Origin of the sequence: Roseovarius salinarum (genome assembly GCF_002834145.1) — a bacterium.
GTDB lineage: Bacteria > Pseudomonadota > Alphaproteobacteria > Rhodobacterales > Rhodobacteraceae > Roseovarius > Roseovarius salinarum.
This window is the reverse complement of record NZ_PHNT01000009.1, coordinates 1-25,001: the sequence shown is the minus strand read 5'-3', so window position 1 is coordinate 25,001 and position 25,001 is coordinate 1. Positions and strand designations below refer to the sequence as shown.

22 protein-coding genes are annotated in these 25,001 nt (G+C 71.0%); 8 read left to right on the top strand and 14 right to left on the bottom strand.

The annotated features are described in order from the left end of the window. Nucleotides 1-94 precede the first annotated feature (94 nt). From cobA to tsaA, 4 genes are all read left to right on the top strand, one after another. Nucleotides 95-946 carry a uroporphyrinogen-III C-methyltransferase gene (cobA, locus tag CEF10_RS09760; RefSeq protein WP_101067995.1) on the top strand — a complete coding sequence of 284 codons (852 nt, stop codon included), beginning with the start codon at nucleotides 95-97 and terminating at the stop codon, nucleotides 944-946. 94 nt (nucleotides 947-1,040) lie between these two features. Continuing rightward, on the top strand, nucleotides 1,041-2,312 hold the full coding sequence (locus CEF10_RS09755) for a cobyrinate a,c-diamide synthase (protein WP_101067994.1): 1,272 nt from the start codon (nucleotides 1,041-1,043) through the stop codon (nucleotides 2,310-2,312). A 52-nt stretch (nucleotides 2,313-2,364) separates the two neighbouring features. Further along, complete coding sequence (locus CEF10_RS09750; RefSeq protein ID WP_101067993.1) at nucleotides 2,365-3,588, top strand: MFS transporter; 1,224 nt, start codon at nucleotides 2,365-2,367, stop codon at nucleotides 3,586-3,588. Continuing rightward, a complete protein-coding gene (gene tsaA, locus CEF10_RS09745; RefSeq protein ID WP_101067992.1) occupies nucleotides 3,585-4,064 on the top strand; it encodes a tRNA (N6-threonylcarbamoyladenosine(37)-N6)-methyltransferase TrmO in 480 nt (159 codons plus the stop codon). The genes CEF10_RS09750 and tsaA overlap by 4 nt, the downstream gene beginning before the upstream one ends. A 4-nt stretch (nucleotides 4,065-4,068) precedes the next feature. Here tsaA and CEF10_RS09740 read toward each other — a convergent pair whose 3' ends face one another. The 4 genes from CEF10_RS09740 to cysS form a co-directional block, all read right to left on the bottom strand. Continuing rightward, nucleotides 4,069-4,842: a squalene/phytoene synthase family protein gene (locus tag CEF10_RS09740; protein WP_232796463.1), complete on the bottom strand. Its 774-nt coding sequence runs from the start codon at nucleotides 4,840-4,842 to the stop codon at nucleotides 4,069-4,071. Then, entirely contained in the window at nucleotides 4,832-5,827 is a 996-nt protein-coding gene (locus tag CEF10_RS09735; protein ID WP_101067991.1) for an alpha/beta hydrolase, read from the bottom strand. The genes CEF10_RS09740 and CEF10_RS09735 overlap by 11 nt, the downstream gene beginning before the upstream one ends. Nucleotides 5,828-5,951: 124 nt before the next feature. Then, the gene (cimA, locus tag CEF10_RS09730; protein ID WP_101067990.1) at nucleotides 5,952-7,571 is read right to left on the bottom strand and encodes a citramalate synthase; all 1,620 of its coding nucleotides are present in this window, start codon (nucleotides 7,569-7,571) and stop codon (nucleotides 5,952-5,954) included. Nucleotides 7,572-7,698: 127 nt separating this feature from the next. Then, nucleotides 7,699-9,087 (bottom strand): cysteine--tRNA ligase, encoded by a 1,389-nt coding sequence (gene cysS / locus CEF10_RS09725; RefSeq protein ID WP_101067989.1) that lies wholly within the window; start codon nucleotides 9,085-9,087, stop codon nucleotides 7,699-7,701. A 255-nt stretch (nucleotides 9,088-9,342) separates the two neighbouring features. Here cysS and CEF10_RS09720 point away from each other — a divergent pair, with 255 nt between their 5' ends. Next, entirely contained in the window at nucleotides 9,343-10,518 is a 1,176-nt protein-coding gene (locus tag CEF10_RS09720; protein WP_101067988.1) for a pyridoxal phosphate-dependent aminotransferase, read from the top strand. A 109-nt stretch (nucleotides 10,519-10,627) separates the two neighbouring features. Here the strand turns inward: CEF10_RS09720 and CEF10_RS09715 are convergent, their stop codons facing one another. The 4 genes from CEF10_RS09715 to CEF10_RS09700 all read right to left on the bottom strand — a co-directional run bounded on the left by CEF10_RS09715 (nucleotide 10,628) and on the right by CEF10_RS09700 (nucleotide 13,566). Next, nucleotides 10,628-11,596: a DUF3179 domain-containing protein gene (locus CEF10_RS09715; protein ID WP_101068074.1), complete on the bottom strand. Its 969-nt coding sequence runs from the start codon at nucleotides 11,594-11,596 to the stop codon at nucleotides 10,628-10,630. Nucleotides 11,597-11,710: 114 nt separating this feature from the next. Beyond that, nucleotides 11,711-12,505, bottom strand: a complete 795-nt coding sequence (locus CEF10_RS09710; RefSeq protein ID WP_101067987.1) for a DUF4336 domain-containing protein — start codon at nucleotides 12,503-12,505, stop codon at nucleotides 11,711-11,713. 10 nt (nucleotides 12,506-12,515) lie between these two features. Further along, entirely contained in the window at nucleotides 12,516-13,067 is a 552-nt protein-coding gene (locus CEF10_RS09705) for a peptidylprolyl isomerase (protein ID WP_101067986.1), read from the bottom strand. Beyond that, a complete protein-coding gene (locus CEF10_RS09700; protein WP_101067985.1) occupies nucleotides 13,060-13,566 on the bottom strand; it encodes a peptidylprolyl isomerase in 507 nt (168 codons plus the stop codon). Before CEF10_RS09700 ends, CEF10_RS09705 begins: the two co-directional genes overlap by 8 nt. A gap of 141 nt (nucleotides 13,567-13,707) precedes the next feature. Between CEF10_RS09700 and CEF10_RS09695 the strand changes: the two genes are divergently transcribed. Together CEF10_RS09695 and CEF10_RS09690 are read left to right on the top strand one after the other, a co-directional pair. Then, nucleotides 13,708-14,892 carry a phosphoglycerate kinase gene (locus CEF10_RS09695; protein WP_101067984.1) on the top strand — a complete coding sequence of 395 codons (1,185 nt, stop codon included), beginning with the start codon at nucleotides 13,708-13,710 and terminating at the stop codon, nucleotides 14,890-14,892. A gap of 133 nt (nucleotides 14,893-15,025) precedes the next feature. Further along, on the top strand, nucleotides 15,026-15,919 hold the full coding sequence (locus CEF10_RS09690) for a fructose bisphosphate aldolase (RefSeq protein ID WP_101067983.1): 894 nt from the start codon (nucleotides 15,026-15,028) through the stop codon (nucleotides 15,917-15,919). A 15-nt stretch (nucleotides 15,920-15,934) separates the two neighbouring features. Here the strand turns inward: CEF10_RS09690 and CEF10_RS09685 are convergent, their stop codons facing one another. Next, entirely contained in the window at nucleotides 15,935-17,566 is a 1,632-nt protein-coding gene (locus tag CEF10_RS09685; RefSeq protein ID WP_101067982.1) for an acyl-CoA dehydrogenase family protein, read from the bottom strand. Nucleotides 17,567-17,709: 143 nt separating this feature from the next. On the opposite strand from CEF10_RS09685, the gene CEF10_RS09680 reads away from it, so the two are divergent. After that, nucleotides 17,710-18,009, top strand: a complete 300-nt coding sequence (locus CEF10_RS09680; RefSeq protein ID WP_101067981.1) for an FtsB family cell division protein — start codon at nucleotides 17,710-17,712, stop codon at nucleotides 18,007-18,009. 66 nt (nucleotides 18,010-18,075) lie between these two features. On the opposite strand, the gene CEF10_RS09675 is transcribed toward CEF10_RS09680, so the two are convergent. From CEF10_RS09675 to CEF10_RS09655, 5 genes are all read right to left on the bottom strand, one after another. Continuing rightward, the gene (locus CEF10_RS09675; protein WP_408638446.1) at nucleotides 18,076-18,882 is read right to left on the bottom strand and encodes a DUF2189 domain-containing protein; all 807 of its coding nucleotides are present in this window, start codon (nucleotides 18,880-18,882) and stop codon (nucleotides 18,076-18,078) included. Between the two features lie 31 nt (nucleotides 18,883-18,913). Next, nucleotides 18,914-20,323 (bottom strand): amidase, encoded by a 1,410-nt coding sequence (locus tag CEF10_RS09670; RefSeq protein ID WP_101067980.1) that lies wholly within the window; start codon nucleotides 20,321-20,323, stop codon nucleotides 18,914-18,916. A gap of 119 nt (nucleotides 20,324-20,442) precedes the next feature. After that, nucleotides 20,443-21,570 carry a peptide chain release factor 2 gene (gene prfB / locus CEF10_RS09665; protein ID WP_101067979.1) on the bottom strand — a complete coding sequence of 376 codons (1,128 nt, stop codon included), beginning with the start codon at nucleotides 21,568-21,570 and terminating at the stop codon, nucleotides 20,443-20,445. A 60-nt stretch (nucleotides 21,571-21,630) separates the two neighbouring features. Further along, nucleotides 21,631-24,153: a penicillin-binding protein 1A gene (locus tag CEF10_RS09660; RefSeq protein WP_101067978.1), complete on the bottom strand. Its 2,523-nt coding sequence runs from the start codon at nucleotides 24,151-24,153 to the stop codon at nucleotides 21,631-21,633. Between the two features lie 95 nt (nucleotides 24,154-24,248). Next, the coding region (locus CEF10_RS09655; RefSeq protein WP_198586173.1) for an N-acetylmuramoyl-L-alanine amidase family protein at nucleotides 24,249-25,001 on the bottom strand (753 nt) is incomplete at its 5' end.

Below are 25,001 nucleotides of genomic sequence, written 5' to 3'. Positions count from 1 at the left end.
CCGAAATGCGGTGGGCGCGCGATGTCGCCTTCGCCCCCCTGCCCGGTCGCTTGCGCCCTTTTCGCCCGGTCCAAAGGCGGGCATACAGGGGGCCATGGACGACTCGATCACGCTTCCCGGGGCCGATTGGCCCGTGCTCGAACCCGGCTGGGTCTGGCTGTGCGGCGCCGGGCCGGGCGACCCGGGCCTGCTGACGCTGCACGCCCTCAACGCGCTGCGGCAGGCCGACGTGGTGATCTACGACGCGCTGGTCGACGCCAGCATCCTCGACTGGGCCCCGGCCGCCGAGCACATTTATGCCGGCAAGCGCGGCGGCAAGCCCTCGGCCGACCAGCGCGACATCTCGCTGCGGCTGGTGGACCTGTCGCGCGCCGGCCGCCGCGTGCTGCGCCTGAAGGGGGGCGACCCCTTCGTCTTCGGGCGCGGCGGCGAGGAGGCCCAGACGCTGGTGCAGCACGGCGTGCCGATCCGTATCGTCCCGGGCATCAGCGCCGGCATCGGCGGGCTGGCCTATGCCGGCATCCCGGTCACCCACCGCGACGTGAACCAGTCGGTGACCTTCGTCACCGGCCACGACCAGTCGGGCGAGGCGCCCTCGTCGCTCGACTGGCGGGCGATCGCCGCGGGCAGCCAGGTGATCGTGATCTACATGGGGATGAAGCACGTAGAGCGGATTTCCGGGGCGTTGCTGGATGCGGGGCGACCGGCAGACGAGCCCTGCGCGGTCGTCACCGCGGCGACCACCGGCGAGCAGAACGTGCTCGAGACGACGCTGGGCACGATGGCAGGTGACATCGCCGCAAGCGGGCTGGAGCCGCCGGCGATCCTCTGCGTCGGCCGGTCGGTGCTGATGCGCCAGGCCCTGGACTGGCAGGCGATGATGGCCGGCCATCCGGCGCGCGACCTGGACCCGCTGGGCCGGGGCAAGCCGGCCGAATCGGCTTGACCGCGCCGCCGCGCCCGGGCGGAGGGCGCCGCCCCGGTCGCCCCGTGCCGCGGCGCTTCCGGCGCAACCGGACCGTGACGAAGGCAGGGTGGGCATGGGCCGGGGCCTGATCCTTGCCGCGCCGACCTCGGGATCGGGCAAGACCACCGTCACGCTCGCGCTGCTGCGGCTGCTGGCGCGCGAAGGCCGGGCCGTACGCGGGGCGAAGTCCGGGCCCGACTACATCGACCCGCGCTTTCACGAGGCCGCCTGCGGCGCACCCTGCCAGACCCTCGACGCCTGGGCGATGGGTCGGACGCGCCTGCGCGCGCTGGCCGCCGGTGACGGGCTGTGCATCGTCGAGGGCGCGATGGGGCTGTTCGATGGCGCCCCGCCGGACGGGCGCGGCGCCGTGGCCGACCTGGCACGGGGGCTGGGCCTGCCGGTCGTGCTGGTGGTCGACGCGGGCCGCATGGCGCAGTCCGTCGCGCCGCTGGTCGCGGGGTTCGCGGGCCATGACCCGCAGGTGCGCGTGGCCGGTGTCATCCTCAACAACCTTGGCAGCGCCCGGCACGCCGAGATGCTGCGCGCGGCGCTCGCGCCGCTGGGCCTGCCCGTGCTGGCCGAACTGCGCCGCGATGCGAACCTCGCCCTGCCCTCACGGCACCTGGGGCTGGTGCAGGCGGGCGAGCGCGCGGACCTCGACGCCTTTCTCGACCGGGCGGCCGACGCGCTGGGCGACACGCTGGACCGCGACGCGCTGGAGGCGCTGGCCGCCCCGCTGCCGGCGCCCTGCGCGCCCGCGCGCATGGCCCCGCCCGCGCAGGTGGTCGCGGTGGCGCGCGACGCGGCCTTCGCATTCACCTACCCGCACATGCTGGACGACTGGCGCGCACAGGGCGCCGAGCTGCGGGTCTTTTCGCCCCTGAACGACGATCCGGTGCCGGAGGCGGGGCACGTCTTCCTGCCCGGCGGCTATCCCGAGCTGCACGCTGGCCGCATCGCCGCGGCGGGGCGGTTCATGGACAGCTTGCGGGCGGCCGCGGAAACCCACCCCGTCTACGGCGAATGCGGCGGCTACATGGTGCTGGGCGCGGGGCTGGTCGACGCCGAGGGGCACCGCCACCCGATGGCCGGGCTGCTGGGGCTCGAGACCTCGTTCGCGGCGCGGCGGCTGCACCTGGGCTACCGCCACCTCGCCCCGCGCGCGGGGCCCTTCACCGGCCCGCTGGCGGGGCACGAGTTCCACTACGCCACCACGCTGCGTGCCGAGGGCGCGCCGCTTTTCGACGCGACGGACGCCACCGGCGCGCCGCTGCCGCCCATGGGGCTGGTGGCCGGGCGCGTGGCGGGATCCTTCGCGCATGTGATCGACCTGGCCGGCTGACACCCGCGCCGAAGGGTTGCCCCCGGCCGCGATCGGGTCTAGCAGACCGGCCATGACCGACATTCCCCTCGACCGGACGGAAGCGCGCGCGAAGCGCAACGTCACCGTGCTGGTGCTGGCACAGGCCGTTCTGGGCGCGCAGATGCCGATGATCTTCACCATCGGGGGTCTGGCCGGCCAGTCGCTGGCCGCGAACGCCTGTTTCGCCACGCTGCCCATTTCGCTGATCGTGCTGGGCTCGATGCTGGCGGCGACGCCGGTGTCGTGGCTGATGCAGCGTTTCGGACGCCGCGCGGGCTTCTTCCTGGGCGCGGGCGCGGGCGCGGCGGGCGGCGCGGTCGGCGCGCTGGCGCTCTACCACGCGTCGTTCCCGCTGTTCCTGCTGGGCAGCCTGATCACCGGCGTCTACATGTCGGCGCACAACTTCTATCGCTTCGCGGCCGCCGACACGGCGACCGATGCGTTCCGGCCCAAGGCCATCAGCTATGTCATGGCCGGCGGGCTGGCCGCGGCGGTGATCGGCCCGCAGCTTGTGAAGGCCACGAGCCAGGCCTTCGTGATCCCCTTCCTGGGCACCTACCTGGGCGTGATCGCGCTCAACGTCGCGGGTTCGCTTCTGTTTCTGTTCCTCGACATCCCCCGGCCGCCCGTGCCGTCCGAGGATGCGCCGCGCGGCCGTACCCGGTGGGAGCTGATCACCACGCCGCGCATCCTGGTGGCGGTGATCTGCGCGATGGTCTCCTACGCGCTGATGAACCTCGTGATGACCTCGACACCGCTGGCGGTGGTCGGCTGCGGCTTCGACGAGGGCAACGCCGCCGACGTCGTCTCGGCCCACGTTCTGGCAATGTACATGCCGTCATTCTTCACCGGACACCTGATCGCACGGTTCGGGGTGGAGAAGATCGTTGCCACCGGGCTCGTGATCCTTGCCGGGGCGGGGGCCGTGGCGCTGCAGGGCGTGGCGCTGGAGAACTTCTTCGTCGCGCTGATCCTGCTGGGGGTGGGCTGGAACTTCGGCTTCATCGGCGCCACCACCATGCTGGCCGGCGCGCACGAACCGCACGAGCGCGGGCGGATGCAGGGCCTCAACGACCTGCTGGTGTTCGGCGGCGTGACGCTCGCCTCGCTCGCCTCGGGCGGGCTGATGAACTGCTCGGGCGGGGACGCGCAGACGGGATGGATGTCGGTCAACCTCGCGATGGCGCCGTTCCTCGCGCTGGCGGGCGGGGCGCTGATCTGGCTGGTGATGCGCCCGCAGGACCCGCAGCCATGACCGACGACGACCTGCGCCCCGGCGAAACCACGGTGGCGGCGGCCGCGCCGGACGACGCGCGGCTGCGGTTCGTGGGGCAAATCCGCACGCCCTTTGCCACGCGCGACGCCTGCCCCCGGCAGGGCGACCCGGACGGGCCGGAATGCCGGATCGAGGTGGATGCGCCCTGGGACGCCGCGCTCGATGGCGTGGAGGCGTTCGCGCGGCTCGAGGTGCTCTACTGGCTCGACCGGGCGCGCCGCGACCTTGTGCGGCAAAGCCCGCGCGCGGACGGGACGACGCGCGGCACCTTCGCCCTGCGCTCGCCCATGCGGCCCAACCCGATCGGCAGCGCGATCGTGACGCTGGTGCGCCGCGACGGCGCGGTGCTGGTGGTGCGCGGGCTCGATTGCCTCGACGGCACGCCGCTGCTGGACATCAAGCCGCACCGCGGCGACCCGGCCGTGCGGCGCCGCGCCGAAGGCCGCGACACGTAACCCCCTACCAACGCCCCGTCGCCGCGCGCAGCATCAGCACCAGCCGGCTGCGGGCCGGGGCCACGTCGACCCGGCCCTTCGCCACGAGATCCGGGTTGCGCCGCACGCGCGACAGGATGGCGCCGCTGCGCCACGCCGGCAGCGCCGCGGGCCGCGCGGCGGCGGAAACACCCGCGCGCGCCGCCCGGGCGCGTTTCAGCCGCGCCAGCCCGTCCTGCGCCAGCCGGGCGATCGCCTCCGGCCGGCCGTCCACCAGCGGCACGCACCCCGCCTTTTCCAGTGCCGGGACGGCACGCATCCAGTTGGCCAGCCCCTGGGCATGGCCGGCGTCGCGCAAGGGGGCCGCGTCGGCAGGCCCCAGCGCGCGGGCGGCGGCGACCATCAGGTTCGCGGCGGTTTTCTCGATGTAATCCTCGAAATGGCCCTCGTCCTCGAAGGGGTCGCGGTAAAGGTCCCAGCGCCGCGCCGCGACCAGCGCGTCCAGCAGGCGCGCGCCTTCGGCGTCCAGCACGCGCGACAACGGCGTGGCCACCTCATGGCGCCGAACCGCCCCGCCGCCGGCGATTTCCTCCAGCGCGTCGCGCCACCACTGCAGCCGCATCTCGCCGATCATCGGCTCCGAGGTCATCCACGGCGCGCGCGAGACCTCGACGTTGAAGGCGTAGATCGCGAACAGCGCCGGGCGTGCCGCGGGCGGCGCCGCCATGGCCGCCGCGAACCGGTCGGGGTCGGCGCGCTCGACGCTCTGCGCGCAGGCGATAAGGTCGTCAGAGAGCACCCAGCATCTCCCGTATCAGCGTCTCGGTGCGCGGGGCATCGACCACGTCCAGGTGCCCGACCCCCGCAAGGACATGGTAGCGCCCCGCGTCGGTGGCGCCAGACATCAGCGGCTCATACGCCTCGGCACGGAAGCTTTCGTCGCGGGCGCCCGCGATCAGCAGGAACGGCGGCAGCGCCGCGACATCGGCCAGGAAATCGCGCCGCGGCGCGTAGGCCCTGTTCAGCCGCCAACTGTACGCCGTCGTCGCGGTGTGACCCAAGGGGCCGTCAAGCACCGCCCGCGGCATGGCGAATTGTATCGCCGTCAGGTGGTCGAGCGCGCGTATGCCGACCATGTTGAGCATCGAAAGGCCGACGATCCGCCGCGTCAACGGATGCGCCCAGCCGCCCGCGTTCGCGCGCGTCGTGGGCGCGTCGTGCTGCAGGAACGGCGCCAGCAGGATCGCGGCGTCGATCATGCCGCCGTGCCGCCCGCCGGCGAAGCGGACCACCAGCCCGCCGCCCGAGGAATGCCCCAGCATCACCACATTGCGCCCCGGCGCGACGTCGCCGATGGCGTGGGCGAGGTCGTCTTCCAGCTGCCCGACGTGATCCACGTCGCCCCGGCGCACGGGGTCGGCGCCGTGCCCGCGCAGGGTGACGGCACGCACCTCGGCCACGTCGCGCAGCGCCCAGGCCAGCCGGTCGAACTGTTGCCCGTGCCAGCCCGAGCCATGCACCATCACCACCAGCGGCTTGTCCGCCACGGCGCCCTCGGCGACGATCGTCACCGGGTGGGCCACGCCGTCGGGCGTGGCGTAGCTGTCGCGCATGAACGCCGGGTCCGAAACCGGCGCCTCGAATCCGTCGGCAAGCAGGCCCGAGAACTCCGGCCCGGTTGCCTGCGGCACCGGCCCGGGACGCTGCGAGGCGATCAATCCCAGCGCAACACCGAGATAGACCAGCGCGGATATCGCGACCGGCATCACGACCTTGCCGAGCAAGAGTCCCCCCTCTCGTGAAACGACGATGGCAGCGTGGCAGCCGCAGATCGCGCGGCGGGCACGCCCCCGGCGCGTGACGCCCCCGCCGCCGGGGTGGCGATGCGCGGCCGGGCGCCGCGCGCGGTCATCCCGGGCCGCCGTCGCGGCTGAGCTTCCAGACGATCGCGTCCAGCAGCGCCTCGAAACTGGCATCGACGATGTTGGCGCTGACCCCGACGGTGGACCAGCGCCGGCCCTGCCCGTCCTCGCTGTCGATGATGACGCGGGTGACGGCCTCGGTGCCGCCTTGCGTGATGCGCACCTTGAAATCGACCAGCCGCATGTCGGCGATCGCGTCCTGGTAGCGGCCAAGGTCCTTTGCCAGCGCCTTGGCCAGCGCGTTGACGGGGCCGCGGTCGCTGCCCGCCGCGTCCATCGACTCGCTGACCGACAGCTTCTTCTCGCCGTCGACCTTGACCACGACGACGGCCTCGGACAGCGACACCATCCGGTTGTACTTGTTCTTGCGCCGCTCGACCGTGACCTTGTAGCGCTTGACCTCGAAGAACTCGGGAAGCTGCCCCAGCTCGCGCCGCGCCAGCACCTCGAAGCTGGCCTGCGCGCTGTCATAGGTGTAGCCCTGCGCCTCGCGCGCCTTGATCTCGTCGAGGATGCGCGCGAGCGCCGGGTCGCCCGGCGCCACCTCGATGCCGGCCTCGGCCAGCCGCCGGCGCAGGTTGGACTGCCCGGCCTGGTTGGACATCGGGATCACCCGCGCATTGCCCACCGCCCCGGGATCGACGTGTTCGTATGTCGACGGGTCCTTGAGGATCGCGCTGGCGTGCAGCCCCGCCTTGTGGGCGAAGGCCGCCCCCCCGACATAGGCCGCCTGCCGCAGCGGCACCCTGTTGAGGATGTCGTCGAGCAGGCGACTGGCATGGGTCAGCCCGCGCAGCGCCTCGTCCGTCACGCCTGTCTCGAAGGCGCTGGCGAAGGGTTCCTTGAGCACCAGGTCCGGGATCAGCGCCGTCAGGTTGGCGTTGCCGCAGCGTTCGCCCAGCCCGTTGAGCGTGCCCTGCACCTGCCGCGCCCCCGCCTGCACCGCGGCCAGCGACCCGGCGACGGCCGTTTCGGTGTCGTTGTGGGTGTGGATGCCCAGCCGGCTGCCGGGAATGCCGGCGGCGATGACCTCCCCGGTGATTCGCCCGATCTCGGCGGGCAGCGTGCCGCCGTTGGTGTCGCACAGCACGATCCAGCGCGCGCCGCCCTCATAGGCGGCCAGCAGGCATTCGAGCGCGTACTCTCGGTTGGCCTTCCAGCCGTCGAAGAAATGCTCGGCGTCGAAGAGCGCCTCGCGGCCCTGCGCGACGACGTGCTCGACCGAGCGCGCGATGTTCTCGGTGTTCTCCGACAGCCCGATGCCCAGCGCGCGCTCGACGTGGAAATCGTGGCACTTTCCGACAAGGCAAACCGCGCCCGTGCCCGCGTTGAGCACGGCAGCGAGCACGTCGTCGTTGCCCGCGGATCGCCCCGCGCGCTTGGTCATGCCGAAGGCCGTCATGGTGGCGCGCGTGTCCGGGGCCGCGTCGAAGAAGGCGCTGTCGGTCGGGTTGGCGCCGGGCCAGCCGCCCTCGATGTAATCGACGCCCAGCGCGTCCAGCGCCTCTGCGATCTGGCGCTTCTCTTGGGTCGAGAAGCTCACGCCCTGGGTCTGCTGCCCGTCGCGCAGCGTGGTGTCGTAGATGTAAAGGCGATGCTTCGTCATGATGCAAACCCGTAGCGGCAATTCGCCGGGACGCTTGCGTCCCGGTTCGCCCCCGCCCCGCCCCCCAGGGCGGGGGCGAAATCGCCCCCACCCCCGGGCCGGGGGCGAACCTCTGTTCCAAGAACAGTCATTCCAGCCCCTCCAGCTTGGCGGGATCGAACCCGGTTCCGGGCACCAGTTCCACCCCGGTCTTGCTCATGCGCACCTCGACGCCAGCCTCGATCATGGCCGCCTTCAGCCTGTCGACCTCCGAGAAATCCTTGGTTTTCATGGCCGCCTTGCGGGCTTCGAAAAGCCGGTGTTCCCAGTCCGACAGATCCACGTCGGGGGCCGCCGCCCATTCCGGCACGCCGTCCCCCATCAGGCCGAGGAACTGAAGCGTGTGGCGCAAGGTCGCAACGTCATCGGCATGCGAGAGCTGATGACACTCCGCGATCGCGCCTGCCGTGTTGAGATCGTCGGACAAAGCGGTGATAACCCCTGTGCAAGGTTTCCCGGTGCCAAGGCCTCGCGCCGCTTGTGCGTACCACTTGCGCAAGATCCTCTCGGCCTCCTCCGCCTTCTTCGCCGTCCAGTCCATCGGCTTGCGGTAATGCGTCTGCAGGAACACGAAGCGGATCACCTCGCCCGGCACCGGCCAGCCGCCGTCCCAGTTGCCCTCCAGCAGGTCCCGCACGGTAAAGAAGTTGCCCTCGCTCTTGGCCATCTTCCGGCCTTCCACCTGCAGCATCTCGTTGTGCAGCCAGTAGCGGGCGAAGTCGCCTTCCGGGTGGGCGCAGCAACTCTGCGCGATCTCGTTCTCGTGGTGGGGAAACATCAGGTCGTTGCCCCCGCCGTGGATGTCGAAGCTGCCGCCCAGCAGCTCGTGGGACATCGCCGAGCACTCGATGTGCCAGCCGGGCCGCCCGCGGCCCCACGGGCTGTCCCAGCCCGGCAGGTCGTCGGCCGACGGCTTCCACAGCACGAAATCCATCGGGTTGCGCTTGTAGGGGGCGACCTCCACCCGCGCGCCCGCGATCATGTCGTCCACCGACCGGCCCGAAAGCGCGCCGTAGGCGTCGTAGCTTTCGACGTCGAACAGCACGTGCCCCTCGGCCTCGTAGGCGCATCCGCGCTCGATCAGCGTCTCTATCATGGCGATCATCTGCGGGATGTAGTCGGTGGCCCGCGGCATGTGATCGGGCTCCAGCGCGCCCAGCGCGCCCATGTCCTCGAGATACCACCGCGTCGTCTCCTCGGTGATCTCGGAGATGGGGCGCCCCGAGTCCTGCGCCCGCTTGTTGATCTTGTCGTCCACGTCGGTGATGTTGCGCACGTAGGTCACGTGCCCGGCACCGTAGACATGGCGCAGCAGCCGGAAGAGGACGTCGAAGACGATCACCGGCCGCGCGTTGCCAAGATGTGCGCGGTCGTAGACCGTGGGCCCGCAGACGTACATGCGCACGTTGTCCGGGTCGAGCGGCGTGAACGTCTCCTTCCGCCGCGTCCTCGTGTTGTAAAGCGTGATCGTCGTCATGAAACCCCTCGCGCGCGTCCCCGCGGCGGGCTTATCAACTAAGTTTCATGGATGGAATAGATGACGGCCCGCCCGAGATATCTCAGCCGGTAATGCAGATGGTGATGCAGATGCCCGCCGTCATGGACCGCAAGCCTAGGGCCCGCCCCGGCGCTTGGCAAGACCGGCGCGCCGGGAAATCCGATTGACAATCGCGGCGCGCTGCGGCTTGCCTCCGCCACGCGGGACACCGGGACAGCAGGAAGGAGACGCGCGATGGAGATGTCGAAACGGATCACCGGGCTGACGGGCGGCGGATCGGACGGCTGGGATATCTTCTATCGCGCGCGCGAGATGAAGGACGCGGGCACCGCCGTCACCGAGCTGACGATCGGCGAACACGACACCGGCACCGACCGGGCGATCCTCGACGCCATGCATGCCGCCGGGATGGCCGGGCATACCGGCTACACCATGTTCACGGGCAACCCCCGCCTGCGCGAACTGGTGGCCGAGCGCGTGACCGCGCGCACCGGCGTGCCGACGACAGCCGCGAACGTGCTGGTCGTCCCCGGCGGACAGGCCGGGCTCTTCGCGGCGCATCACGGCGCCTGCGACGAGGGCGACCGCGCGCTCTTCATCGAACCCTACTACGCCACCTACCCCGGCACGATCCGCGCCGTCGGCGCGCGGCCCGTGGCGATCGCCGCGCGGCCCGGGCGCGCTTTCCAGCCCGACCCCGACGAGATCGCGGCGCAGGCCCCAGGCGCGTCAAGCCTGCTCGTCAACACGCCCAACAACCCCACCGGCGTGATCTACACCCGCGAGACGATGGAGGGCATCGCCGGCGTCTGCCGCGACAACGACCTGTGGCTGATCTCCGACGAGGTCTACGACACCCAGGTCTGGCAGGGCGAGCACGTCACGCCGCGCGCCCTGCCCGGCATGGCCGAGCGAACGCTCGTCGTCGGCTCGATGTCGAAAAGCCACGCCATGACCGGCAGCCGCATCGGCTGGATCGTCGGCCCTGAGGCGGCGATCGCCCACCTGGGCAACCTTGCCACCCACACCACCTACGGCGTGGCGGGCTTCATCCAGGAGGCCGCCTGCTTCGCGCTGGAGCAGGGCGCGGCGTTCGAGGCCGGCATCGCCGCCCCCTTCCGCCGGCGCCGCGACATGGCCCTGAAGCTGTTGGAGGGGCAGAACGCCGTGCGGGTGATCCCCGCGCAGGGCGCGATGTACGTGATGCTCGACGTGCGCGCCACCGGCCTGTCGGGCGAGGGATTCGCCACCGCCCTGCTGGAGGAGGAACACGTCGCGGTGATGCCCGGAGAAAGCTTCGGGCCGGCGGCGGCCGGTCACGTGCGCGTGGCGCTCACGGTGGCCGACGACGCGCTCGCCGGCGCACTGCAAAAGCTGGTCGCCTTCGCGGCCCGCCGCGCCGCCGCCTGACGCCCCCTCTCACCTTGGCCGAAATACTCCCGCCGGAGGCCCTCCGAGGACGCGGCCAGGGGCCGCGGACGAGACATCGCGCGCGCGGCGAAGCCGCGCTCCGCCCGGTTCAATCGCCCAGCATCCAGGTGCCCTCGGGCCAGAAGGCGTGGAAGGCGAAGGCGAACATCACGTCGTGGGCCACCTTGCGGCCCTGCGCGTCGCGCACGCGCACGGTGCCCACCTCGCGGCCCTCGGCGATCCGTCCCGTGTCCAGCGCCGAGGCCTGGCCCTTTTCCCAGCGTATCGTGACGCCCGCTTCCGTGACGCCGCCGGCCTCGCGCACGCGGGTGAGCGGCCAGGCACGGTCGCCCACGCGCACCACGCGCGCCAGCGCGGGAACGCCGTGGGGCGGCTGTTCCCCGCTGTAAAGGAAAGGCCGCGACGCGCTGTCGTAGCCGCGGTAGGGGTTGTGGCCATAGCGGCGGCGATACTCCGGCTCGGCCATCACCAGCCCCTCGGGGTGGCGCGCGCGGAACTGCTGCCAGCTTTCCATCACCGCCGGGATCTGCTCGAGTTCCGTGCCCGTCATGTCGCCGACGATCGCCCGGGCGGTCGCCTGCTGCCACCAGCTTTCGGTCTGGCGGTCGTACATCACCATGTCCGAGTTGCGCAGCTTGCCCGAGACGCCGAAGCTCAGGGTGCCCCGGTCGACCCGGCGGTCGAAGACCAGCGCCGAGTTGCAGAGCGGGCAGAAGGTCACCGCCACGGGCACGCCGGCCACCGTGTCGTTCACGATCTCGTGCCAGGTGAGGTAGCGGATCGGGTAGGCGCGCGGTGTCGCGCCCTCGATCTCCAGCGTCAGGACCGGTTCGCGCCCGTCGATGCGGTCCTCCTGCGCGGCGGGGATGAAATCGGGGGCCGACAGCGCCGGGATGCCGTCCTTGCCCGGCCCGCCCGAGCGGATCTCGTCCCAGTCGTCGATCGCCGTCTTCTCGAAATTCGTGTCGGGCCATGCGTTGCGCCACGCGTTGGGCTCCGCGTGCAGCATCGCGGCGGCCAGAACACCCGCGACGGCAAGAAGGGTGGATCGGATCATCGGCGCATCCTCCTCGGGCAGTGCGTGCACGAAGGATGCCTTGCGCAAGGCCCCCTGGCCAGAGGCCCGCACGCGAACGTGACGACGCGCGAGCGCGCGGGCGCCGCGCGGGCCTCAGCGCCTGTTGCGCAGCTCCTCCATGTCGCGCACCGCCTCCATCCACCGCTTGTCGCTGAGCACGAAGCGGAAGGCGCGCTCCAGCTCGTCGACGGCCCGGCGCTCGTAATAGCGCCCGTGGGCGAGGATGATCCGTTCCGGTCCCCAGCCGATCATCGTCTCCACCGAATCGATGAGCGCCTGCTTGCCCTTGCGGAAAGTCCAGCGCATGTCGGGGGGCATCTTGCCGTCGTGGTCGTCGATGCCCGCCAGCCAGACCACCGGGCGCATCCAGGCCGGCAGTTTGGCGGTCTCGAAGTTCTCGATCAGGTCGGTGAGGATCAGCGTCGCGCTGGCGCGGTGAAAGAACACCGCCTCTCGGTGCACCGCGCTGCCCTGAACGATGATCTGGTCGATCTCGCCCGCCCATGGGTCCTCGGCGCGGTCCGGCCGCAGCGCGTGATCGACCTGCAGGGTCAGCCCCTTCGAGGCGGCGCGCTCCGCCACGCCCGGCGCCGCCCAGGCGGTGGCGCGCGGAAAGGCGGCCTGCCAGTCCGGCAGATTGGCATAATGGATCCAGTTGGGCGCGACCAGGTGCGCCACCGGGCCCAGCGCCGACAGTTCGCCCTGCAACCCCGCGGTCAGCCGCGTGGGCGAATGCACCCACAGCGCGCCACTTGCCAGCCGCACCACCGTCGCGCGGGTGGAAAACGGCAGCCCGTAGAACCGGATGGCCGGCCCGTCCACGATCCAGATGTCGTCGGCGAACGGCTTGAGCGTGTTCAGCGGCTCGTATCCCGTCGGCCGGTCCATCGCCGCCGCCTCAGTCCGTCACGGTCACGTCGGCCATCACGTCGGGGCGGCCCAGCACGGCGCCGTTGCGCCCTTCCCCGCGCTTGATGGCGTCGACGACATCCATGCCGTCGGTGACCTCGCCCACCACGGTGTATTGCCCGTTCAGGTGCCCCGCCGGGGCGAACATGATGAAGAACTGGCTGTTGGCGCTGTCGGGATCACGGCTTCGGGCCATTCCGAGCGTCCCCCGCTCGAAGGGGATGTCCGAGAACTCGGCGGCCAGGTCGGGCCGGTCGCTGCCGCCGGTGCCGGCGCGCGCCATGTTGCCGCCTTCCAGCTTGCCGAACTCGACATCGCCCGTCTGTGCCATGAAGCCGTCGATGACACGGTGGAACACCACGCCGTCATAGGCGCCTTCCTTCGCCAGCGCCGTGATCCGGGCGACATGGTCCGGCGCCACGTCCTCGAACAGGTCGACGGTGACGGTGCCGGCGGCTTCGCCCGCCACCTCGATCTGCAGGCCGGTGGCGAGCGCCGGCGCGGCCAGCAGCGCGAAAAGCGAGGTCAGTGTCTTACGCATCGGCGGCCACCTTCACGCTGAGCATCCGGTCGGGCCTTTGCGGCGGCTCGCCGCGGGCCAGCGCATCGACGTGTTCCATGCCCTCGATCACCTGGCCGTAGACGGTGTACTGCCCGTTGAGAAAGTCGTTGTCCTTGAAGCTGATGAAGAACTGCGAATTGGCCGAGTCCGGGTTCTGCGTGCGCGCCGCGCCCAGGGCGCCGCGCGCGTGGGGCACGTCGGAGAACTCCGCGGGCAGGTCGGGCAGCTCGGAGCCGCCGGTGCCCGCCATGCGCGGGTTGTAGTCCTTCTCCATGTTGCCGTTGGCCACGTCGCCGGTCTGCGCCATGAACCCGTCGATCACGCGGTGAAAGACCACGTTGTCATAGGCGCCGGCGCGGGCCAGTTCCTTCATCCGGGCGCAATGCTTCGGTGCCACGTCGGGCATCAGCGCGATCGTCACCGTTCCCCCCGGCAGGTCCATCACGATCGTGTTTTCCGGGTCCTTGATCTCGGCCATCCGGCCCTCCCTTCGCATCCTCGTCGGCCGCACACTATGACCGGTGCGCGCGAATGCCAAGAGCGGCGCGGTTGACCTGCCCGCGCCACCGCGCCAAGAGAGGGGCGCAGTTTCGCGGCGGCAAGCACGGAAGGGACGATCATGGGCTGGAAGACACTCGACGACATGGACCTGGCGGGCAAGCGCGTGCTCACGCGGGTCGACATCAACGTGCCGGTCGAGGACGGCCGCGTCACCGACGCCACCCGCATCGAGCGGATCGTGCCCACCGTCCGCGACATCCTCGAAGGTGGCGGCACGCCGGTCCTGATCGCGCATTTCGGCCGGCCCAAGGGCAAGGTCGTCCTCGACCTGTCGCTGCGCGTGACCCTGCCCGCGCTCGAGGAGGCGCTGGGCCGCCCCGTCACGCTGATCGAGACGCTCGAGGCGGCCGAGCGCGACACCGAGGAGGCCCGCGCCGCCGACATCCTGCTGCTCGAGAACATCCGCTTCCACCCCGGAGAGGAAGCCAACGATCCCGACTTCGCCGAGCGGCTGGCCGCCCTGGGTGACGTCTATTGCAACGATGCCTTCTCGGCGTCGCACCGCGCGCATGCCAGCACCGAGGGGATCGCGCATCACCTGCCGTCCTGTGCGGGCCGGCTGATGCAGGCCGAGCTGGAGGCGCTGGAGGCCGCGCTGAGCCATCCCGCGCGCCCGCTCATGGCCGTCGTGGGCGGCGCAAAGGTCTCCACCAAGCTCGACCTCCTGTCGAACCTCGTGGAGCGGGTGGACATGCTCGTGATCGGCGGGGGCATGGCCAACACCTTCCTCGCCGCGCAGGGCATCGACGTGGGCCGGTCCCTGTGCGAACACGACATGGCCGAAACCGCGCGCGAGATCGCGGCCAAGGCCGCCCGGTCGGGCTGCGAGATGCTGCTGCCGCGCGACGTGGTCGTCGCGCGCGAGTTCAAGGAAGGCGCCCCGCACGAGATCGTGCGCGTCGAGGACTGCCCGCAGGACGCGATGATCCTCGACGCCGGCCCCGACAGCGTGGCGCATATCCAGCAGGCGCTCGACCGCGCGCACACGCTGATCTGGAACGGCCCCCTCGGCGCGTTCGAGATCGCGCCCTTCGACACGGCGACCAACGCGGCGGCGGCGCATGCCGCCGGGCTCAGCCGGTCGGGCAAGCTCGTCTCGGTCGCCGGCGGCGGCGACACGGTGGCCGCCCTGAACAAGGCCGACGCCTCGGAGCAGTTCACCTACATCTCCACCGCCGGCGGCGCCTTCCTGGAGTGGATGGAAGGCAAGACCCTTCCCGGCGTGGCCGCGCTGCGCGCCTGACCGGCCCCGCCGCGTGGCGCGCCGCGCTTCGGTGTTAGCGCCACCACGATTGCACCGTGTCCGGTGCTTGCCTAGAAGCGGGCGAAGGGCGCGCTAGGCGCCAAGAATCCAGTTTTTCCGGGCGGAGCGGGACATGACGAAAGAAGACCAGAGACTGAAGATTCTCACAGGCAAGGGGTTCATCGCCGCGCTCGACCAGTCGGGCGGCTCCACGCCCAAGGCACTGCGCCTCTACGGGATCGGCGACGATGAATACAGCTCCGAGGCCGAGATGTTCGACCTCGTGCACCGGATGCGGGCCCGTATCGCGCAGGCGCCGGCGTTCAACGGTGACAAGATCATCGGCGCCATCCTCTTCGAAAAGACCATGGACCGGGAGATCGGCGGCAAGCCGTCGGCCGCCTACCTGTGGGAAGAGCGCGGCATCGTGCCGTTCCTGAAGGTCGACAAGGGGCTGGCCGGGGAACAGGACGGCGTGCGCCTGATGAAGCCGATTCCCGACCTCGAAGAGCTTCTCGGCCGGGCCAAGGCCGCCGGCATTTTCGGCACGAAGATGCGCTCGGTGATCGATTCGGCCTCGGAAAACGGTATCGCCGCCAACGTGGCCCAGCAGTTCGAGGTGGCCCGGACGATCCTGTCGCACGGGCTGGTCCCGATCATCGAGCCCGAGGTGACGATCTCCATCGCCGACAAGCGGCAGGCCGAGGACATCCTGCTGGCCGAGATCCGCAAGCACCTGGACGAACTGCCCGAGGGGCAGGAGGTGATGCTCAAGCTCACCCTGCCCGAAGTGGCCGACCACTACCGCCCGCTGGTCGATCACGACCGGGTGCTGCGTGTCGTGGCACTCTCCGGCGGCTACACGCGCGACGAGGCGAACGAACGGCTGGCGCAGAACGCGGGCGTCGTCGCCAGCTTCTCGCGCGCGCTGACCGAGGGGCTGTCGGTGCAGCAGAGCGACGCGGCGTTCAACGACACGCTGGCCAAGTCCATCGAGAGCATCCGCGAGGCCTCGCTCGCCGGCTGACCGGTCGGGGCGCGCTCAGGCCGCCCCGCCACCGAGGCGCTCGAGGATCGCCGCCTCGTCCACCGCGCCGGTCGCGCCCGCAAGCCGGCCGCGCCCCGCGCCCAGCCGGGTGGCGACGTACCCCTCGGCCACGGCGGCGGGCGCCTGCCGGATCAGCACGGACGCCGTCAGCAGCGTGGCGAGGCTTTCCGCGTACCACCGCGCATCGGCCTCGCCCGGCAGACGGGGAAACCGGTCCATGTGCGCGCGCAGCGCGGCGTCGTAACCCTCGATCCGCCCGGCTGCGGCCGTCAGTTCCGCGCTCAGCGCGTCTCCGGCCGCAGGCTCCTTGTGCAAAGTGCGCAGGATGTCCAGACAGATGACGTTGCCCGACCCTTCCCAGATCGCGTTGAGCGGCGCCTCGCGGTAGAGCAGCGGCATGCCCGTCTCCTCGACGTAGCCCGCGCCGCCAAGCACCTCCATCGCCTCGTAGACCAGCGGCGGGCACAGCTTGTTGCCCAGGAACTTGGCCAGCGCCACCGCCAGGCGGGCGAAGGCGCGGTCGGCCTCGTCGCGCCCGTCGAAGGCGCGCGCCACCCGCAGCCCCAGCGCCAGCGTTCCCTCCCAGTCGAGCGCGAGGTCGGCCAGCACCCGGCGCATCAGCGGCTGGTCGATCAGCCGCTTCTGGAATGCGCTGCGGTGGCGCACCCAGTGATCGGCCTGCGCCAGCGCCGCCCGCATCAGGCCCGCAGGCGCCATCGCGGTATCGAGCCGCGTGTGATGCACCATCTCGATGATCGTGCGAACGCCCGCGCCCTCGTCGCCCAGCCGGTGGGCCAGCGCGCCGGCGTATTCGATCTCGGCCGATGCGTTGGCACGGTTGCCCAGCTTGTCCTTCAGCCGCTGGATGCGGATGGCGTTGCGCCCGTCCTCCAGCCAGCGGGGGACGAGGAAACAGGTCAGCCCCGCGTCCGTCTGTGCCAGCGTCAGGAACGCGTCGGACATCGGCGCCGAGCAGAACCACTTGTGCCCCGTCAGCCGCCACGCGTCGCCGTCGCGGACGGCGCGGGTGGTGTTCGCACGCACGTCCGAACCGCCCTGTTTCTCGGTCATCGCCATGCCCATGGTCGCGCCCGCCTTGCGCGCCAGCGGCCTCGGCGCGCCGTCGTAGACGCGCGCCGTCAGCTTGGGCACCCAGGTGTCGAACAGCGCGTCGTCGGCGCGCAGCGCGGGCACGGCGGCATAGGTCATGGTCATCGGGCAGCACACGCCCGGTTCCACCTGGCTCATAAGGTAGACCATCGCGGCATGCGTGGCATGCCCGCCGGCCCCGCCTTCCCACGCCACCGACGCATAGCCCGCGCCGACGCCGGCCGCCATCAGGTCGTGGTAGGCGGGGTGGAATTGCACCTCGTCCAGTCGCCGCCCGCCCGGGTCGAAGGCCACGAGCTCGGGCGGCTGCCGGTTGGCGACCAGTCCCGCCGCCCGCATCGCGGCCGTGCCGATCCGCGCGCCGAAGTGTTCAAGCGCACCCCCGTCGGCCCCGGAGGCCTGCGCATGCGCCTGCAGCGCCGGGTCCGCGCCCCACAGGTCGATGTCGCCGCGCGCGGGCGGCTGGTTCGTGACCTCGTGGGTGGCCAGATCGCTGCGCGGTTGCGTGGCGGACATGCTTCTCGGCCTCCCTGCGGTATCCCGCCGCAAAGGCTATCGCGCGGCCCGCACCCTTGGAAAGGGGGATTCACAAAGCCCGCCGCCTGTGGCATGCTTCCCGGCGATCCCCGGCCACAAGGGGCACACGAGGCAGCGCAGTCATGACCAGCCGGAACCGCCCCGCCGTCGGGCCCATCATCTATGTCGCGATCGTTTTCGGGCTCGGGCTCTATTTCACCTTCGCCGCCGTGCAGGGGGACTATGGCCTGTTCCGCCGCGCCGAGATCGAGGCGGACCGCAAGGCACTCGAGTCGCAGCTCGCCGAGATCGAGGCGCGCGTGGCGCGGATGGAAAACCTGACGAAACGGCTGTCGGACGACTACCTCGACCTCGACCTTCTCGATCAGCAGGCCCGCGACGTGCTGGGCCTGATCCGCGCCGACGAGATCGTGATCCGCTGACGCACCCCCGGCCGGCCCGTCGCCCTGCCCCGACCGCCGCGCAGCCGCGCGCGTCTTGCCGAAGGATCAATCCGCCACCGTGCCGGCCGCGCAGATGAGACGGTAAAGGTGCCAGGTGGCATGCCCCAGCAGCGGCAGCACCAGGAACAGCCCGAGGAACAAAGGCAGCAGGGCCACAAGGGTCAAGGCCGCGATGAACGCCGCCCAGGCCAGCATCGGGACGGGGTTGTCCAGCACGCACTGGAAACTGGTGATCATGGCGGTGACGAAATCGACCTCGCGGTCCAGCAGCAGCGGCAGCGCGATCACCGTGATCATGTAGAGCAGGAGCGCGAAGGCCCCGCCCACCAGCGTGCCCACCGCCATCATGCTCAGCCCCTCGGGCGTCAGGTAGACAGCCCAGGAACTGGACACGTTGGTCATCGTCGACAGCCCCAGGAAAAGCGCGAAGATCATGTGCGCAAGGAAGAACCAGAACAGGAAGATCATGATGATGATCGCGCAGATCGACGGCAACTGACGCCGGCCTTGCTGGGCCACGACCCCGAAGATGCGGTAAAGGTCGAGGGGCCGGCCCTGCTCCAGCCGACGGCTGACCTCGTAAAGCCCCACCGCCGCGAACGGCCCCACGAGCGGAAATCCCACGGCCGCGAAGATCAGCCAGTAGGTGTGTCCCGTCGCCCAGGTGATCGCGGCCAGGATCAGCCCCACCGCCACGTAGGCGCCGGCGAAGACCACGCCGAAGCCCGGGGCGCGCCTCATGTCCGCCGCGCCGCGGCGCAACGCCTCGCGCAGCATGGCGAAACTCACGCGGCCCAGATCGGGCACGCCGTGGGGCGGCGACTGCGCCGCGGTATCCTCGGGCATGGTCATGCGGGAATGAGACCCCGTTTGGTCGTCCAAATCAAGCCCCGGGCGGGGCCTGCGCCGGCCAGTCGGTATGCAGGTGCCAGGCGTGGGCCAGCTCAAGCAGTTGGCGGTCACCGCCCGCGGGCCCGATCAGCTGCAACCCCATCGGCAGCCCCTGCGCGCCGAAACCCGCCGGAACGGCGATTGCCGGCAGCCCGGCAAGGCTGGCGGGAATCATCGCCTCCATCCAGCGGTGGTAGCTGTCCATGTCCCGCCCCGCGATGCGCGCGGGCCATTCGAGGTCCAGCGGGAAGGGCCAGACCTGCGCGGTGGGCAGCGCGATGGCGTCGTAGTCGCGCAACAGCCGCGCGGCAGACGCGAACCAGTCCGAGCGGGTGACGCTGGCGGCATGCACCTGCATCGCGCTCAGGCCGCGGCCCCGCTCGATTTCCCAGAGCGCGGCAGGCTTCAGGCGGGCGCGGGCGGCTGCGTCGTCATGCAGCGGCGAAAGCTTCGCGGCCACGGCCCAGCTGCGCAGGGTCGTCCAGCTGTCCCACAGCGCGGCGGCGTCGAAGGGCGCCGCGGGCGCATCGACGCGGCAGCCCAGGGCCTCGAACTCGCCCAGCGCCGCCTCGCACAGCGGCAGGATCCCCTCCGCCACCGGCCAGGCGCCGCCCCAGTCGCCCAGCCAGGCGATGCGGCGGCCGGTCACCGGCGCGTCGATCCCCGCATAGTCGCCCGGCGCCCGCCCGTGCGGCTGGCGCGGGTCGCGCCCGGCCATCACCGACAGCATCAGCGCCAGATCGCGCGGGCTGCGCCCCATCGGGCCGTTGGTCGAAAGCTGGTGCAGGAAGGTGTCGCCGGCCGGCTCGCCGGGCACCAGCCCCCAGGTGGGGCGCATGCCGTAGACGTTGCACCATCCCGCCGGGTTGCGCAGGCTGCCCATCATGTCCGAGCCACAGGCCAGCGGCAGCATCCGCGCGGCCAGCGCCACCGCCGCCCCGCCCGAGGAGCCGCCGCAGGTCAGGCGGCGGTCATAAGGGTTGGGCGTGGCGCCGTGCACCGGGTTGTAGGTCTGGCTGCCCAGCCCGAACTCGGGCGTGTTGGTCTTGCCCACCACGATCGCGCCGGCGGCGCGCAGGCGCGCGACGTGCAGGTCGTCATCCGCCGCCACCTGCCCGGCGAACAGCGGCGAGCCCTGCGATGTCGGCAGCCCCGCGGCATTGGCCAGGTCCTTGATGCCCAGCGGCAGCCCGTGCAGCGGCCCGCGCACCGGGCCGGCGTCCACGGCGCGCGCCTCGGCCAGCAGGTCGTCCGGGTCGCGCGGCGAGACGACGGCGTTCAGCGCGCCGTTGACCGCGCCGATGCGGTCGAGCGTCGCGCGCATCAGCGCCTCGGCGGACAGCGCGCCACGCGCGATCCGCCCCGCCTGCGCGGTGGCGTCGAGGGAAAGAAGCTCGTCCATGGCGCCATCTGGCCGCAGCGCGGGGGGTCTTGCAATCCCCGCGCTTCATCTTGCCGGGAAATACTCCGGGGGAGTCGCGCGCCAGCGCGACGGGGGCAGCGCCCCCGCCCGGCCCGCGGTCAGCCGTCCTCCCGCGCCTCGGCGCGCGACATGTTGGCCACGTCCTGCGCCAGCGTGGCGGCCATGAACTGGTCGAGGTCGCCGTCGAGCACGCCCTTGGTGTCCGATGTCTCGACCCCGGTGCGCAGGTCCTTGACCATCTGGTAGGGCTGCAGGACGTAGGAGCGGATCTGGTTGCCCCAGCCCGCGTCGCCCTTGGCCTCGTGGATCGCCTCGGCCTCGGCGTTGCGCTTGTCCAGCTCCATCTGGTAGAGGCGCGACTTCAGCGCCCTCATCGCGATCTCGCGGTTCTGGTGCTGCGATTTCTCGGAACTGGTCACGACGATGCCGGTGGGAATATGCGTCATCCGCACCGCCGAGTCGGTGGTGTTCACGTGCTGGCCGCCCGCGCCGGAGGCGCGCATCGTGTCCACCCGGATGTCGGCGGGGTTGACCTCGATCTCGATGTTGTCGTCGACCACCGGGTAGACGGCGACCGCGCAGAACGACGTGTGGCGCTTGGCCGCCGAATCGTAGGGCGAGATGCGCACCAGCCGGTGCACGCCGGTTTCCGACTTCAGCCAGCCATAGGCGTTGCGCCCGTTGATCCGGTAGGTGGCCGACTTTATCCCGGCCTCGTCGCCGGGGCTTTCGTCCTGCAACTCGACCGTGTAGCCCCGGCTTTCGGCCCAGCGGACGTACATCCGCGCCAGCATCGCCGCCCAGTCGCAGGATTCGGTGCCGCCCGCGCCCGCGTTGATCTCGAGATAGGCGTCGTTGGCGTCCGCCTCGCCGTCGAGCAGCGCCTCGAGCTCCTTCTCGTGGGCGCGGCGGGCCAGCTCGTGCAGGGCCGCCTCGGCTTCTGCCACCACCTCCGAGTCGCCCTCGGCCTCGCCCAGCTCGATCATGCCGGTCTGGTCCTCGAGCTCCTGGCGGATCGAGTCGTGCGTCTCGATCGCGTCGACCAGCGCCTGCCGGTCGCGCATCAGTTTCTGGGCCTTGTCGGGGTCGTCCCACAGCGTGGGGTCCTCGACGCGGGCGTTGAATTCCTCGAGCCGGTGCTGCGCGGTCTCCCAGTCCATGCGCTGGCGCAGCAGCTCCAGCGACTTCTCGATCTCGGCGACCGTGTTCTCGGTTTCCGCGCGCATGAAGTCCTCTCGTCTTGCGTCAGGTGGCGGTGATACCCCAGCCCCCGCGCGCGGGCAACCTCAGTAGAGTCCGCCGGAACTCATGCTGCCGAAGCTGGCGCCGCTGCCGGTCGTGCCGGTGCCCTCGCCGGCGGCGGGCGTCTCGCGCGCCTCGCGGGCACGGCGGCGTTCCTCGATGATCTTCAGGTCGTTGCCCATCGCGAAGCCGCCGTCGAACATGACGCCGAACACCGGTTCCTCGCCCAGCCGGAAATACTCGGCCACGACATGCGGCCCGCTGGCATCATCGGGCAGCCGCGCGCCGGAATAGCGGTCGATCTTGATGAAACGCCCGCCCGGCGGGACGCGGAACTTGCCGCCGCCGTATTTCTCGGTCGCCTCCGTCATGAACTGCTGGAAGACGGGGCCGCACATCGACGCACCGTAGGCGCCGGGGCCAAGGCTGCGCGGCTGGTCGTACCCGATGTAGCAGCCCGCGACGATGTTGCTGGTGAAGCCGATGAACCACACGTCGCGCGCGTCGTTCGTGGTGCCGGTCTTGCCGGCGACGGGCACCGGCAGATCCACACGGCCGGCGGCCGTGCCGCGCCGCACCACGCCCTGCATCATCGAGGTCAGCTGGTAGGCGGTGATCGCGTCGATCACCCGCTCGCGGTGCGAGATGATGCGCGGCGGCCGCCCCTCGGGAATCGCGGCGTCGTCGCAGTCCACGCAGCTGCGCGGGTCGTGGCGATAGACGGTCTCGCCGTGGCGGTCCTGCACCCGGTCGACCAGCGTGGGCTCCACGCGCTCGCCGCCGTTGGCGAACATCGCGTAGGCCGACACCATGTCGTAGAGCGTCGTCTCCTCGGACCCGAGCGCGTTGGCGAGGTAGTGCCCCATGTCCCCGTAGACGCCGAAGCGTTCGGCATAGCTGGCCACGACGCCCATGCCGACCTCCTGCGCCAGCCGGATGGTCATCAGGTTGCGCGACCGCTCGATCCCGGTGCGCAGCGGCGTCGGCCCGTAATACTCGTTCGAGGCGTTCTTGGGCCGCCAGACGCCGTCGGGCGTGTCCACCTCGATCGGCGCGTCCACGATGATCGTGGCGGGGGTGTATCCGCTGTCGAGCGCGGCGGCGTAGACGAACGGCTTGAAGCTCGACCCGGGCTGGCGCTTGGCCTGCGTGGCGCGGTTGAACACCGAGTGCTGGTAGGAGAACCCGCCCTGCATGGCGATGACGCGGCCGCTGTTCACGTCCATCGCGACGAAGCCGCCCTCGACCTCCGGCACCTGCCGCAAGCTCCAGCGCCGGAAGGTCCCGTCGTCGTCGGTGACGCGGCGGACGTGCACGACCTCGCCCACCTCGAAGGTCTCGAAGAAATCGCCGGGCAGCCACGCGATGTCGTCGCGGGGCACGGTGTGGGGCGTGTCGGTGTCGCTGGCGACGCCCTCGATGCCCAGCCGCATCCGCTGCGCCTCGATATCCAGGATCACCGCCGGATGCCACGTGCCGCCCAGTTCGATGTCGCGGGCGACCTCGGCCTCGGACAACGCGGCGCGCCAGGCCTCCTCGCTGGCCAGCGCGGTCTCGGGCAGGGTCACGCCGGTGCCGCGCCACTCGCCCTGCTGGCGGTCATAGGATTCCAGGCGCGTACGCAGGGCGCGGGCGGCCTCCACCTGCATCTCGGGGTCGATGGTCGCGCGCACGCTCAGCCCGCCGGTGAAGAATTCGCCCTCGCCGAAGTCGCGCGACAGCTGGCGGCGGATCTCGTCGGTGAAATAGTCACGCGGCGGCAGAGAGGCGCTGAAGGGCGCGAAATCGCCCTGCTGGACCGAGCGGATCGGCTTCTCGACCTCCTGCTCGTAGACGGCCTTCGAGATGTAGCCGTTCTCCTTCATCTCGCGCAGGACGAAGTTGCGCCGGTCCCGCAGGCGGCCGGTGTCGCGGACGGGATGGTAGTTGCTGGGCGCCTTGGGCATCGCCGCCAGGAACGCCGCCTCGTGCGGGGCCAGTTCGCCCAGCGACTTGTTGAAATAGCTCTGGGCGGCGGCGGTGACGCCGTAGCTGTTCTGGCCCAGGAAGATCTCGTTGAGGTAAAGCTCGAGGATCGCTTCCTTGTCGAGCGTCTCCTCGATCCGGGTGGCGAGGATGATCTCCTTGATCTTGCGCTCGATGCGCCGGTCGCCCGAGAGCAGGAAGTTCTTCATCACCTGCTGGGTGATGGTCGAGGCGCCGCGCACCACGTCGCCGCGGGTGCGGATCGCCTCGACGATGGCGGCGGCGATGCCGCGCGCGTCATACCCCGCGTGCTTGTAGAAATTCTTGTCCTCGGCGGAAATGAAGGCGTGCTTGACGAGGTCGGGGATCTCCTCGGCGGGGGTGAACAGCCGGCGCTCGCGCGCGAACTCGTCGATGATCCGCCCCTTGCCGGAATAGATGCGGCTGATCGTGGGGGGGGTGTAGTTGGCCAGCGACTCGTGGCTCGGCAGGTCCTGGCCGTAGATGTGGAAGACCGCCCCAAGGCTCAGCGCGACCATCATCACGCCGAGCGTGACAAGGCTGAAGATCGCCCCGAAAAAGGAAAAGATGGGTCTGAGCACGCCGCCCCCTGAACTGCTGGGTCGTCATATAAGCACCCGCCGCGGCGCCGTCAAAACACATCGTGACGCGCCTGCGCGGGAAACCGCGGCCGCGTCTACTGCCGCACCAGCTCGGCCGCGGCGGCATCGGCGATGCGCCACGCCTGCAGCGCCTCGCGCAGTGCCACGGCCATGCGGGCGCGCCAGTCCGGGTCGCGCAGGTTCTTCAGGTCGCGCGGGCTGGACATGAACCCCACCTCGAACAGCACCGACGGAATATCGGGCGACTTGAGCACCGAGAAGCCGGCGGCGCGGCGCGGCCGCGAATTCAGCGGCAAGCCACCTTCCTTGACACCCAGGACCAGCGCCCTGGACAGCCGGTCGGCGCGTGGGGCCGTCTCGGCGCGGGCCAGGTCCATCAGCACGTCGGCGACCACGTCGTCCTGTCCCGAAAGGTCGATGCCGGCCAGCATGTCGGCGCGGTTGTGCCGCTCGGCCAGCTTGGCGCTGGCCTTGTCCGAGGCGCTGTCGGAGAGCGTGTAGACGGTGGCGCCATGGGCGACCCCCTCGCGCAGGGCGTCGGCATGCAGTGACAGGAAGACGTCGGCGCGCGCGCGGTGCGCGGCCGCCACGCGGCGTTCGAGCGATACGAACCGGTCCGCGTCGCGCGTCATGATGACCTCGAAGCCGCCGGCGCGCAGAAGCTCCTCGCGCAGTTCGCGGGCAAAGGTCAGCATCAGCGCCTTCTCGGTGGTGCCGTCACGCTCGGCGCCGGGGTCGATGCCGCCGTGCCCGGCGTCCAGCACCACCCGCAGCGGCCGGTTGCCGCGCTGGCGCCGGCGCGGCTCGGCGCGCGCGGCCGGTGCCGG